Origin of the sequence: Francisella sp. Scap27, assembly GCF_013394105.1 — a bacterium.
Taxonomy (GTDB): Bacteria; Pseudomonadota; Gammaproteobacteria; order Francisellales; family Francisellaceae; genus Francisella; species Francisella adeliensis.
In genome coordinates this window covers 452695-464777 of the sequence record NZ_CP041326.1, presented here as the reverse complement: position 1 = coordinate 464777, position 12083 = coordinate 452695, and the positions used below count along the sequence as shown (strand labels likewise).

Sequence of the window (12083 nt, the reverse complement as noted above, 5' to 3'; positions counted from 1 at the left end):
ATGAAAACAACAGATGTAACGATAGTAAGAAGACAGGTTGAAGCAGTAGCTGTACCATTTGGTGATAAGGTTGAGCTTATGCCAGGGCAAGAGGTTTTGGTAACTCAAGATAAGGGTGGTAGTTTTACAGTAAATGCAAATGGTAACCTTCTTCATCTGGATGGTAAAGATGCTGATGCGATAGGCAAGCAGGTAGTTAAATATCCAGTAGAAGAGTATAATATTAAAGCTGGTGATCCTATTAATATGGATGCAGTATGGGATCAGATGAAGACTGTTTATGACCCTGAAATACCTGTAAATATAGTTGATCTAGGTCTTATATATAATGTGATTACGAGGAAGCTTGAAAGTGGTAATTTTCATGTGATTATAGATATGACACTTACTGCACCAGGTTGTGGTATGGGTCCAGTATTGATGACAGATGTTGAAAAACGTGTTGCAATGCTACCAAATGTTGATAAGGTTGATGTAGTTATGGTTTTTGATCCACCATGGAACTCTGAGCTTATGACAGAAGAAGCTAAACTGGAGCTTGGACTTTTTTAATGTCCTAAACCTTATAAATATTTCAAAACTATCTTTACCAAGTTATAATTACTAAAATTCATATAAGAATTAATCACATGAAAAAAATAGCTGTATATCCCGGTACATTTGATCCTATTACAAATGGTCATGTAGATCTTGTTGAAAGAGCATTGAGCATGTTTGATGAGATTGTTGTTTCAGTATCTACTGCTTATGGTAAAAATACTTTATTTGATCTTGAGCAACGAGTAAGTCTTATTGAACTAGTTTTTGCAAGTAATCCTAAGGTAAAAGTGATTGGTTTTTCTGGTCTCTTAGTTGATCATGCATCAGATCATGATGCTTGTGCCATAGTTAGAGGTTTAAGAGCCGTATCAGATTTTGATTATGAGTATCAAATGGCTAGTATGAATAGCAAATTGAATAGTGATATTCAGACAATATTTTTTACTCCAAGTGAAAAGTACTCTTGTATTTCATCGACTCTTGTACGAGCTGTAGCTTTAAATAACTATAAAAGAGTTAGTGGGTTTGTTCCTGAATGTGTATTTAGAGAATTAGAGAAAAAATATAAAAACTAGTATGGCATTACTAATAAAAGATTTTTGTATTAATTGTGATTTATGTGAGCCTGAATGCCCAAATGAGGCTATATCCCAAGGTGAAGAGTGTTTTGAGATTGATCCTGATAAATGTACAGAGTGCGTAGGGCACTTTTCAGACTCTCAGTGTATTGAAGTATGTCCAGTTGATTGTATAATTATTGACCCAAATAATTTAGAAACTAAAAATGAGCTGCAATTAAAATTTGAAAAGTTAGTTAACTACTAATTGTTTTATTATGATTTAAGTAGGTTATAATTTTCTTTTAATGAAGCGAGATATTATCTATAGTTATTCGATTAGTATATGTTGAGGGCTATAAATACTATCGCAGTTTACTGCTTGTGGCCATTAACTTTACTTATATACAAGATATTTTTTATGCTAAAAAAATAGTAATAGTTAAAATTATAGAGTATATTTAAATTTAAGAATTAAATTATCCTAGCTATGAGCTTGTAAGAAGACTCCTTAAATTATGAAAAGCCTGTGTATTACTAAGTTGTTAGATAATATCTATTCAGGTGTTATTGTTTATGGTCCAGATGCGTCGGTTATTTATGTTAACAAATCTGCTTGTAATATTTTAAAAATAGATAGTGATGACCTACTAGGAAAAAATCTTTTTGAAATAAATTGGAGGATAGTTGATGCTAGTGGTGATGCTGTTGATAATGATAAACGGCCATCTAGCCTTGTTTATAATGGTCAAGAAGAAAGTTGTGAAATGTTATTGGGGATTGAATACCCTGAAGGCGAATCAAATGTTTGGATTTGGGTAAAAGCTTATTCTGATCATGGAAGAGTAGTCAGTACATTTGTAGATGTTACTGAAAAATATCGATTGCCATTTCAGCAAATTGTGGATAAAGCAACTGATGCTATGATTATTACAACTGCTAAAAACGATTCAAAATTAAATGGACCAAAAATAGTTTATGTTAATGACTTTTTTAAAAAACTAACGGGTTATACAAAAAAAGAGCTTATTGGAAATACTCCTAAAATATTACAAGGTAAAGATACAGATCAAAGGCGTTTATTTACATTAAAACAGGCAATTGAAAAAAACAAATCAGTAAAAACCACTCTTCTTAATTATAGAAAAAATGGCGAAAGATACTGGGTAGATTTATCAATATTCCCCCTTAGTCTTGGCTTTAGAGATGATGTTACACACTTTGCAGGTATACATCATGATATAACAAAATTGAAAGAAGCTGAAATTGCACATAGAGAAGCAGCTGAGAAAGATGCTCTTACAGAGCTTTTTAATAGACGAGGTTTTGATTCTATAACTCAAAGTTACGATGATCACAGAAAAAAAGCACAAGAGTATGCTTTAGTGATGATAGATATTGATTTTTTTAAAAATGTCAACGACACGTATTCTCATGCTCATGGAGATGAGGTTATTAAAGACCTTGCAGAGATTATAAAAGAATATTGTCGTGATGATGATACTGGAGTTAGACTTGGTGGAGAAGAGTTTGCTATATTGATTGTAGATTCTGATAAGCAGGATGCTTTGAAAATTGCAGAACGATTGCGTAAAAGTGTAGAAAAACAAATTGTTAGTTTTAATGGTGATGACATGTCATATACTATAAGTTGTGGTATAGCTGATAGTAACGGCTCAGAAAATATCGCTGACTGTCTTCATAATGCTGATAAGGCATTATATGATGCCAAAGAGAAAGGTAGAAACCGTAGTGAGGTTTGTTAACTATAAAGTATAAGTTGTGAATACGATTTCTCTTTATTCCTATATTTTAATTAAACATTCTATAAGTTCCACGCTTTTACAATATCAGCTTGTGAGATATTTAAATTAGAGTCAAAATTTTGAAAGTATAAGCTGTATTGTTTTATAAGTTGAGCAGCATACATATCTTTACCTGATATATAAAAGATTCCATTATTGTTACAATACTCTTGTAGGTGGTTTTTATTGCTATCTTTTTCGGGCATATTGTGACAAAATGTGACTTTTGAGTTTTTTACTAAGTCAATAAATAGAGTGTTTTGTTCAAGACTAGCAGAAGCTGATATTGGGGTTGCGTCTACTACTAAATCGTACGGACCTTCAAAGTGAGGTATGTTTTCTACACCAAGTTCTTTTTTCTTTTGTTCAACCTTTTTAGGATTTCTGCCAATCATTGTAACTTTTATGTCTAAATCTTGAAGAACTTTAAAGGCAACACCAGAAACTCCACCATTGCCATATATCACAGCTGTTTTGATATCTTGTTTTGATTTTTTAATGCCGTTAGTTAAAGCTGTATGTAGACCAAAGCAATCAGTGTTATAGCCGTGTAATTTACCGTTTTTATTTATAACAGTATTTACAGCTAAGGTTTCTTTAGCAAGAGGTTCTACATAGTCTAGAAAAGGTATAATTTTTGATTTAAGGCCATTTTGAGCTGTGACGGTACCACCATTTACAAAAGGCGCTTTTATCGCATCTGTATAAGTTTTAGCATCAATTTCTCCCTCAAATGTGAAGTAACACAGGTTTAAACCTAGTTCATGCATAGCATTATTATGTCTAGTAATAGAAGAGTTACTTCCTGACGTTGAAAGTATAAACTTTGTTTGAGTATTTAGAGGGGTTTTATATTTATCTAGCATGTTGATTATAAGTATAGTAAATAACACCTAGAGTTTATAAAAACTAGATAAAATAAGCAAATTATTAGAAATAAATCTAAGAAAGTTAGGAAAGAGTATTATAGGATATATTGACTTAGGTCTTTATTTTTAACAAGATTTCCTAATTTATCATCAACATATTTAGTTGTTATGTTTATAGTTTTATCTTCAAGTTCTGGAGCATCAAAAGATATTTCTTCAAGAAGTTTTTCCATTACAGTATGAAGTCTTCTAGCACCGATATTTTCAACTTCTTCATTAACTCCATGAGAAATCTCAGCTATGCGTTTTATTGCGTCATCTTCAAAGCTCAACTCTAAACCTTCTGTTTTCATTAAAGCTATATATTGCTTTAAGATTGAACAATCAGGCTCTTTAAGAATTCTAACAAAATCTGCTATTTCTAAAGATCTAAGCTCTACACGAATTGGTAGTCTACCTTGAAGTTCAGGGATAAGGTCAGAAGGTTTTGCTACATGGAAAGCACCAGATGCTATAAATAATATATGGTCTGTTTTGATCATACCATGCTTAGTAGATACTGTTGAGCCTTCAACTAGAGGTAGTAAGTCACGCTGAACACCTTCACGAGATACATCACCACCATTATTGCTAGATTTTTTACAAACTTTGTCAATTTCATCTAAGAAAACAATACCATTTTGTTCAACAGATTCTAAAGCACTGGCTTTAATCTCTTCTTCATTAACTAGTTTTGCAGCTTCTTCATCTTTTACAAGTTTTAAAGCATCTTTGATTTTCATTTTCTTAGATTTTTTCTTATCACTACTTAGATTAGAAAATAAATCTTGAATTTGACTTGTCATATCTTCCATGCCTGGAGGTCCCATTACACCAATTTGTTTAGGAGCAGCTGAAACTTCAATCTCAATTTCTTTATCATCAAGTTCACCATTACGGATTTTCTTTCTAAATATTTCACGAGTTGAGTTATCTTTATCTTTTTTAGCATGTTCATCAACAGGCTCATTACCAAAGCCAACTTTTGACTCAGCAGGGCGTGCAGGAGGTAGAAGTACATCAAGGATTCTTTCCTCGGCCTGAACTTCTGCTTTATCTTGATACATTTTTTTGGCATCTTCACGTTTCATCTTTACAGCCATTTCTACAAGATCACGGATTATAGATTCTACATCTTTACCAACATAACCAACTTCTGTAAATTTAGTAGCTTCAACTTTTATGAAAGGAGCATCAGCAAGTTTTGCCAGTCTTCGTGCAATTTCAGTCTTACCAACACCTGTTGGGCCTATCATTAAGATATTCTTTGGAGTAACTTCTTGGCGCATATCGCCTTCTAGATTCATTCTTCTCCATCTATTTCTAAGGGCAATAGCCACTGCCTTTTTAGCATCACTTTGACCAATGATATGTCTTTCTAACTCGTGTACAATCTTTTTAGGAGTTAATACTTGTGTCATAATTTAAGCATCCTTCTTATTATCTAAACTTTCTATAGTAAAGTTGTGGTTTGTGTAAATACAAGTGTCAGCAGCTATTGTAAGGCTTTTTTTAACCACTTCTTCAGCTGATAAATCTGTGTTTTCGATTAAAGCTGTTGCTGCAGAACGAGCATAAGTCGATCCTGAACCTATAGATATAATCTCATTTTTATCTGCTGCCATTACATCACCAACACCAGAAATTAGTAGAGACTTGTTTTCATCAGCAACTATAATCATAGCCTCAAGTTTACTCAACATTCTATCTAAGCGCCACTCACGAACCATTTCAACAGCTGCTCTTTCAAGATTACCTTGATAAAACTCTAACTTTTGTTCAAATTTTTCAAATAGAGTGAATGCATCTGCAGTAGATCCAGCGAAACCAGTAAGTACTTTACCACCGTTTAATTGTCTAACTTTTACGATATTATCTTTTGCAATAGTATGACCTAAAGTAGCTTGGCCATCACCACCAATTACAACTTTGTCACCTTTTCTTACGCAAAGAATAGTAGTACCTTTCATTATTTCCATATCATTTACCTTATTTGTTTGTAGGCTTTGTATAAATCTATTATATAAATATGGGGAGCGTTAGATTTTTTACAAGTTTTTTTGGTTATAAAGTTACGAATCTAGCCACAAAGTTTTAAAATTATGGTATATTTTACGCTGTCAAAATAATAAAAATGGTTTGATTAATGAGTAGTTTAAATTATAAAGAAACAATATCTCTTGCAGTTAATATATATAAGAGATCTTTTAAGATCGCTTTTGCTTTAGCTTTTATGTTGTCATTTATCTCAGAATTTTGCATGGTTTATATGATGAATCATGGAATGTTAGAATTTATAGAGAATGAAGGCAAAGAAATACCTGCTAACTTCCCTCCGGGAGAAGTTTTAGCCTTAATGATGATAGTTATTGTAGTTGCAACAATATTTGTTTATGCAATGATCTTACTTTTACAAGGTATCTTCATAAAGCAAAAAATGAAACAATCAGATGCTTTAAAACTATCTCTTCAGATATTTTCTAAGAGAGTATTCGCTTTTATAGGAGCATTTTTCCTATCTATGATTATTATGAGCATGTTTACAATGTTTTTGCAGTATATAGGTATGTTTTTAGCTATCCTACTTTTTGTTACTGTTTTTCCAAATGTGCTTCTTGAACAGAAGAATGTATTTGATGCAATTAAGTCAAATTTCTCTCTTTTAAAGTCAGATACTTTTTATATGATCAAAGTATCTGTTAGTATACTAGCATTAATGATTATTAAATCATTGATTACAGTAGGTTTAGTCTATAGTTTGAAGAGTCTAAGTGTCGAAATTAACCCATTAGAATCAAGTCTTCAAAATATAATAGTTACTATTATAGAATCATTTATAATGCCGTTTATTTTAGCTATCACAGTTGCGGTGTTTTTAGCTACTAGAAAAGAAAAAAATATTAGCTAATAGCTTCTCTTAATCCTTATCAAAAGTAGTAGGGGTGTTACGATTAAATTTTACTTTTAAATCATTTAAATATTTTAACTGATCTAAACAACCATCATTCCACATTTGCTTTTTGTAGCCAATAATCATCCCCGAAATTTCTTGCCAAGCTATAAGCTCATCAATTTCTTTTATATATTGAATATTCCAGACAAACACTTTTGAAAAAGGAGTTTGTAATTTTTTATTAATTTCGCAAAGTTTATATAGTACTTCTAAGTCTATATCTACTACTTCTCCATAGCTAATGATTGTGTTTTTAACTTTATCAGTGATCAGTTGATTCTTGACTTTACTAACAAGGTTGAGGTCTTCTTTTGTTATCCAACATCCAACGCTATCAATCTCTCGTAGATTATTTATAATATTTTTGTAACTAAAATTTTTGTTGATAATATTAAGAGGTCTACCCAAGTCATAAATAATACTGATATTTTTAGGGATATGTTTATTTATAGTAGATAGCATATCTTTTATATTGTTGTCATCAAGGGTCTTAATGTCTAACCATAGTATAGAGAGTTTTGATTCGCGCTTACTATAGAGCTGCTTAAAACTAGTTAACCAATCCTCTAGAGAATAATGCTTTGTATTATTAAAATCATGATGAGCAACCACCCATTGTTTTTTAGAAGCACTATAGGCTATATCTATCTCTAATCCAGAATAATAAGGAAGTACTTTACAGATATTTTCAGGTTTATTTACCTGGTGAGCTATCGAATAAAATGAGTTTTTTGAAGACATTAAATAAACCTCTGATATCTGTTTAAATCATACCTAAAGCTATAATCATTATAATTAATACACTTAGAACAACCATCAATAATTTGAAACAAAACTGTGTTGGAGAGTATTTTCGTTGTGATTTGTATTGTTTAAATGATGCTAATGACGGTAGCAAAAGTGCAAAAAATAGTCCACTAAAGCCCGAAATAGCTATCGCTTTGACGAATAAGTTTTCATAGAAATTTGCAACTAGCCAGCATGGCGTAAACCCAATAATTCCACAGTAGAATCTATTTAATAAAGTGTATTTTAGTTTGAATGAATCGATTAGAAAATCTATGAATGCAACAGATAAAGCTATAAATGAAGCTATTAAAGTTATGTTGAAAAAAGCTTTTAGAAAAGCGGTTATGAAACTACTGAAGTTGTAAGTATCAATTATTTCTAGAATCTGTCCAAGAGTTAGTTGATTATGGTATTTACTCCCATAAGGTTCAACTAAGCTAACTATCGCATTTATCCAAAGTAAACTTACAACAAGAGTAATAGTCGTAGCTATTGTAAGTATTAGCTTCAGCTGTTTAGTGTTATCTCTTCCGATATAATTTACCAGACTGGGAATTATTGATTGATAAGAAAAAACTAATATAATTACAGAAAATCCCTGAGATAGATGTTCAATTTTTTTTAAGTCATAGTTTGCAAAACTCGAAATATTAAGGTTTAAAAATATTACGGCGACTACTAAAAATGTAAGTTTAGCAATCATTACTAAAGAGTTTAGTTTCTCTGCATATTTAACACCTAAAACTACTAGCGTTCCAAATACTATCGTAAAAAAAAGACTCAACACTTTATTTTGGTAGGGAATATAAACCCCTTTAAAAATAGTGTTTAGAAAGATATCTGGGCTTGTATTTATGTATGCAGTTAATACGCTATAGAGTGTGATTGCAAAAGAAAGCATAATGATATATCGAGCATACTTTCCGAAACTATCCTCAGCTATAGAACAGAAATTGTTTTTATAAAGAGGAAGTTTCGAACTTAAATCAACGATTAAAAATCCAGAAAAAAGCATAACAATATATGCAAAGAGCATTAGTATAAAGGTTGTTAAGAGACCAAGCTGGTTTGCTACTATAGGCAGCGCCAATATTCCACCACCGATCATACAGCTAATTACGAGTAGCACACAGCCTATAAATTTGATGATACCCATCAATTATTCGTTCTCGTACAACCCTTTAAGGTGTTGAAATACAGCTTCAGAAAACCCTGAATCAGTAACATTATAACCACCTTCAAGCAAAGATATAATCGGAGCATCATTTTTAGAATTTTTAAGTTTTGATTTTAGATATTTAGTCATCTGTAGATACGCATTATCACTTAAACCTTCGTCTTTGGTGAATTTGGCTATTGGATCACCATGTCTAGCATCAAACCCAGCTGAGATGAAAACTAAATCAGGACTAATATTTTCAAAAGCTTCATCTATAGTTTTATAAAATTTAGGCAGAAAAATGCTATCTATATAATCTTTTTTTGAAGTGTGTATGTTTTTAATAAAACTATTTGAGTTATTAGCTTTACCACATACTGTAGCGTAATTATCAGGCTCTAAATCAGGATCCTCATTATATGGGTAAATCGTAGCATTATGAAATGATATGAAATAAGTTTCAAAATCTTTGAACCTAGCTTTGATACTGTTGTCTTTAATATCAAAAAGGACACTTTGAGTACCATTACCATGATGGTAATCCCAGTCTATGATCAGTATCGATTTTTTACTGTATTTGATGTTCGCTAGCATACTTGCAAATGCAATATTATTGAAATAACAGAAGCCTTCGCCAACTTGATAACCGCCATCAAAATCATCATCTTTACAGATACCACCATCAAAACTATGATGGCCAGGAGGGCGCATAGCATAAAAAGATATTTGATTGTTTTTAATAGCAGTATCAAATGTCTGTGTGAATGCTTTAAGTGGGTACGTTGAAGTTAAATATTTCGGAGAATTGGTGATTTCAGAAATATGTTTACTAGAGTGGATTTGATTTAAATACGTTAAAAATTCATCAGAAAAATTTTCTGGAAGTATTTTGTGGTTGTTAATTAGGTTGTTTTTTTCAGCTTTTTGTTTTGCTAAATCTACGATGTCCATTCTTTTTGGCTGTTCAGCTGAACCTGTAAAATTTAGATGCTGTTTAAATAGTTCACGGTTATTGAAAAAATTTATTTTACTCATAATATTGTTTTACTCCATATTTTTATAGAAATTATTTTAAAAACTCATTCCAGGCATCATCCAAATGCCTGCGGCCCTAAGAGTATCTTTTATTATCAATACTTTTTCAGCGTAACTAAGAGAGTCATAAATGTTATATTTTTTTGATTCAGTAGCTAGATTATGCAGTCTAAGATCAAGCATATTGTTATCAAATGCTTCTTGTTTAAATACAGCATTAGCATTTCTGATTTTTGATGCAGATGTAATTATTATAATATCAGAAGCTTTAGGGTTTAAACCTTTTAATATTTTGAAGGTATTCATAGTTTGCCATACTAAATCATAGGACTGATCTTCCATGATTATTTGATTTTTAGGTATTTTGTTATTAACTAGCCATTGCTTCATTTTATATGATTCTGTGACTCCAGATTTAGCTCTGCCACCAGTGACAATAATCTTTGAGTTAGGAAATCTCTCGTAGGCAAGTTTACCCTTGGTTAAGCTTTTTATCAGTGGATTATTAAGTGAGCCATCAGGGTTTAAAGGAGATCCTAGAATTATGATTACAGGAGTGGATTTCTGAGGTATAGATATCTGGTTAGATCTAGTGTTTATATGTAAGTTAAAACTTTTTGTAATTATATCAAAAGAGTTTAAGAATACTGGCATTCTAGACCATGATGATTCTTTTAATCCTGATAAAGATTTTCTATAATCACTAAACTCAAATACATTTGAATACGCTGTTTTATAAACTTGAATAATTGGATTTTCTGGAAATTTTTGAACCAGCATTTGTAATGTTATCCCAGCTTCCTTGTATCTTTCAGTATCTATTTGTAGCGAAAATAAGGAAAGTCCAAGCCGTAAAAACTCATTGCTATCAGTATCAGCTTTTTTTACAGCTATCTGTATTACATTTAGAGCTTTATTTAGATATTGATCAGCAAGTTCGTGGTTAAGCTTACTATTGCGAACATTTTCAATTGCTTGTTGTTCGAGATCTATAGTTGTTAATTCTGGAGCAATAATCTCTTCAGCAGAATAGCTATTCCCTATCATTGCAAATATAAATAAATATATTAATAAAAAATGTTTATTTATAAATTTCATACTTTAAGCATTAGTTGTTTAGCTCTTATACAGATAATATAAGAGTTTTTTAATAAAATAAATAAGCGATTAAGGATTATGATTATTTTGATACTAAAAGACCATACCAGGCATTTCCCAAAGCCCAGCAGTTCTTAAAGTATCTACTATAATTAGTGCTTGTTCTTGTTTATTAGCAGGTTTATCTATGTCATATTGTTTTGTGCTTGCAACAAGGTTGTTGACTTTAATTGGCATTTGAGAATTAGCTATTGCTTGCTCAAATATAGCTGTTGCTCTACGAGTATGAGAATCACTAGAAATTAGCAAAATATCTTGAATAGGTCTGTTTATTTTCTTAAATATTTCGATAGTGTTTAAGCCATTTGTTACGGTGCTAATAGATTGATCTTCTTGAATGATTTTGTTACTGGGAACTTTATGTTTAATCAACCATTGCTTCATTTGATATGATTCGGTCGTACCGTTACGAGCGGCACCACCACTCACTATGATTATAGCATTAGGGTAGTTATGGTAAGCATCAAGAACCTTTTTTAGTCTATCAGTAAGAATATCTGTCGTAGTACCATCATCATTTAAAGCATATCCTAAAACAACTATTGCTAGACGATTTTGATCAAGTTTTGGAAGTTTATCAACAGAGGTGTTTAACTTTATATCAAAACTATTTTCTGCAGTTTCGATAGCTTTTATATAATGTGGCATTTTTTGCCATTTAGAAGCTTTTAAAATATTTAGGTCATTTTTATATTTTACAGGGTTCCATAGTAGTGAGTATGCTGTTAAATAAACTTGTAGTATAGGATTTTTGTTAGAGTTTATACTTCCAAGTTTTGTGAAAGTAGCTTTAGCTTGATCAATATGGTTATTTAAAACTTGTAGATTACCTAATGACATCATTAGTTGATTATATAGGTATAAATTATCTTTAGACATTTCACTGGCACTAGCTAAAGATTTCATCGCATCAGCTGGGTCTCCACGTTTTGTAGTAGCTCCATTGTTTTCATCAGAGGAGGAAACATTTGTATTATATTGAATATTTGCTACAGCATTCTGTTGTTGTTCTAATGTCTTTAGGTTAAATGAATTATCATTAGCAAAAATGAAGCTTGGTAGTGTTAGGCATATTGAGAGCAAGAGTTTTTTGTTTTTAAACATGGTTTTATGTATTTATTTGGTTATTAGTTAAATATTATAAGAGTTTTTTTGCAAAATAAATCATTGTCTTATAGT

13 protein-coding genes are annotated in these 12083 nt (G+C 31.2%); 5 read left to right on the top strand and 8 right to left on the bottom strand.

From position 1 onward, the window contains the following. From sufT to FLM55_RS02205, 4 genes are all read left to right on the top strand, one after another. The gene (sufT, locus tag FLM55_RS02220) at positions 1-552 is read left to right on the top strand and encodes a putative Fe-S cluster assembly protein SufT (protein ID WP_112869764.1); all 552 of its coding nucleotides are present in this window, start codon (positions 1-3) and stop codon (positions 550-552) included. A 77-nt stretch (positions 553-629) separates the two neighbouring features. After that, entirely contained in the window at positions 630-1115 is a 486-nt protein-coding gene (gene coaD, locus FLM55_RS02215) for a pantetheine-phosphate adenylyltransferase (protein WP_178947816.1), read from the top strand. Position 1116: 1 nt separating this feature from the next. After that, positions 1117-1365: a YfhL family 4Fe-4S dicluster ferredoxin gene (locus FLM55_RS02210; RefSeq protein ID WP_112869766.1), complete on the top strand. Its 249-nt coding sequence runs from the start codon at positions 1117-1119 to the stop codon at positions 1363-1365. A 250-nt stretch (positions 1366-1615) separates the two neighbouring features. After that, the gene (locus FLM55_RS02205; protein ID WP_178947815.1) at positions 1616-2863 is read left to right on the top strand and encodes a diguanylate cyclase; all 1248 of its coding nucleotides are present in this window, start codon (positions 1616-1618) and stop codon (positions 2861-2863) included. Positions 2864-2922: 59 nt separating this feature from the next. On the opposite strand, the gene FLM55_RS02200 is transcribed toward FLM55_RS02205, so the two are convergent. The 3 genes from FLM55_RS02200 to hslV all read right to left on the bottom strand — a co-directional run bounded on the left by FLM55_RS02200 (position 2923) and on the right by hslV (position 5789). After that, on the bottom strand, positions 2923-3768 hold the full coding sequence (locus FLM55_RS02200; protein ID WP_178947814.1) for a shikimate dehydrogenase: 846 nt from the start codon (positions 3766-3768) through the stop codon (positions 2923-2925). Between the two features lie 98 nt (positions 3769-3866). Next, a complete protein-coding gene (gene hslU, locus FLM55_RS02195) occupies positions 3867-5231 on the bottom strand; it encodes an ATP-dependent protease ATPase subunit HslU (RefSeq protein WP_178947813.1) in 1365 nt (454 codons plus the stop codon). Positions 5232-5234: 3 nt separating this feature from the next. After that, a complete protein-coding gene (hslV, locus tag FLM55_RS02190; protein WP_112869770.1) occupies positions 5235-5789 on the bottom strand; it encodes an ATP-dependent protease subunit HslV in 555 nt (184 codons plus the stop codon). A 167-nt stretch (positions 5790-5956) separates the two neighbouring features. On the opposite strand from hslV, the gene FLM55_RS02185 reads away from it, so the two are divergent. Next, positions 5957-6718, top strand: coding sequence for a hypothetical protein (locus tag FLM55_RS02185; protein ID WP_178947812.1), 762 nt, complete (start codon positions 5957-5959; stop codon positions 6716-6718). Between the two features lie 9 nt (positions 6719-6727). Here the strand turns inward: FLM55_RS02185 and FLM55_RS02180 are convergent, their stop codons facing one another. From FLM55_RS02180 to FLM55_RS02160, 5 genes are all read right to left on the bottom strand, one after another. Beyond that, a complete protein-coding gene (locus FLM55_RS02180; RefSeq protein WP_178947811.1) occupies positions 6728-7504 on the bottom strand; it encodes a hypothetical protein in 777 nt (258 codons plus the stop codon). A 22-nt stretch (positions 7505-7526) separates the two neighbouring features. Continuing rightward, positions 7527-8708, bottom strand: coding sequence for an aromatic amino acid transport family protein (locus FLM55_RS02175; protein WP_178947810.1), 1182 nt, complete (start codon positions 8706-8708; stop codon positions 7527-7529). 3 nt (positions 8709-8711) lie between these two features. After that, complete coding sequence (locus tag FLM55_RS02170; protein ID WP_178947809.1) at positions 8712-9746, bottom strand: hypothetical protein; 1035 nt, start codon at positions 9744-9746, stop codon at positions 8712-8714. A gap of 36 nt (positions 9747-9782) precedes the next feature. After that, positions 9783-10844, bottom strand: coding sequence for a YdcF family protein (locus tag FLM55_RS02165; RefSeq protein WP_178947808.1), 1062 nt, complete (start codon positions 10842-10844; stop codon positions 9783-9785). Positions 10845-10937: 93 nt separating this feature from the next. Then, positions 10938-12008 carry a YdcF family protein gene (locus FLM55_RS02160; RefSeq protein ID WP_178947807.1) on the bottom strand — a complete coding sequence of 357 codons (1071 nt, stop codon included), beginning with the start codon at positions 12006-12008 and terminating at the stop codon, positions 10938-10940. Positions 12009-12083: the final 75 nt, after the last annotated feature.

Excerpts from the sequence above, each read along its gene's own strand:
- sufT (WP_112869764.1), top strand. The coding sequence starts at position 1 with ATGAAAACAACAGATGTAACGATAGTAAGAAGACAGGTTGAAGCAGTA.
- coaD (WP_178947816.1), top strand. The coding sequence starts at position 630 with ATGAAAAAAATAGCTGTATATCCCGGTACATTTGATCCTATTACAAAT.
- FLM55_RS02210 (WP_112869766.1), top strand. The coding sequence starts at position 1,117 with ATGGCATTACTAATAAAAGATTTTTGTATTAATTGTGATTTATGTGAG.
- FLM55_RS02205 (WP_178947815.1), top strand. The coding sequence starts at position 1,616 with ATGAAAAGCCTGTGTATTACTAAGTTGTTAGATAATATCTATTCAGGT.
- FLM55_RS02200 (WP_178947814.1), bottom strand. The coding sequence starts at position 3,768 with ATGCTAGATAAATATAAAACCCCTCTAAATACTCAAACAAAGTTTATA.
- hslU (WP_178947813.1), bottom strand. The coding sequence starts at position 5,231 with ATGACACAAGTATTAACTCCTAAAAAGATTGTACACGAGTTAGAAAGA.
- hslV (WP_112869770.1), bottom strand. The coding sequence starts at position 5,789 with ATGGAAATAATGAAAGGTACTACTATTCTTTGCGTAAGAAAAGGTGAC.
- FLM55_RS02185 (WP_178947812.1), top strand. The coding sequence starts at position 5,957 with ATGAGTAGTTTAAATTATAAAGAAACAATATCTCTTGCAGTTAATATA.
- FLM55_RS02180 (WP_178947811.1), bottom strand. The coding sequence starts at position 7,504 with ATGTCTTCAAAAAACTCATTTTATTCGATAGCTCACCAGGTAAATAAA.
- FLM55_RS02175 (WP_178947810.1), bottom strand. The coding sequence starts at position 8,708 with ATGGGTATCATCAAATTTATAGGCTGTGTGCTACTCGTAATTAGCTGT.
- FLM55_RS02170 (WP_178947809.1), bottom strand. The coding sequence starts at position 9,746 with ATGAGTAAAATAAATTTTTTCAATAACCGTGAACTATTTAAACAGCAT.
- FLM55_RS02165 (WP_178947808.1), bottom strand. The coding sequence starts at position 10,844 with ATGAAATTTATAAATAAACATTTTTTATTAATATATTTATTTATATTT.
- FLM55_RS02160 (WP_178947807.1), bottom strand. The coding sequence starts at position 12,008 with ATGTTTAAAAACAAAAAACTCTTGCTCTCAATATGCCTAACACTACCA.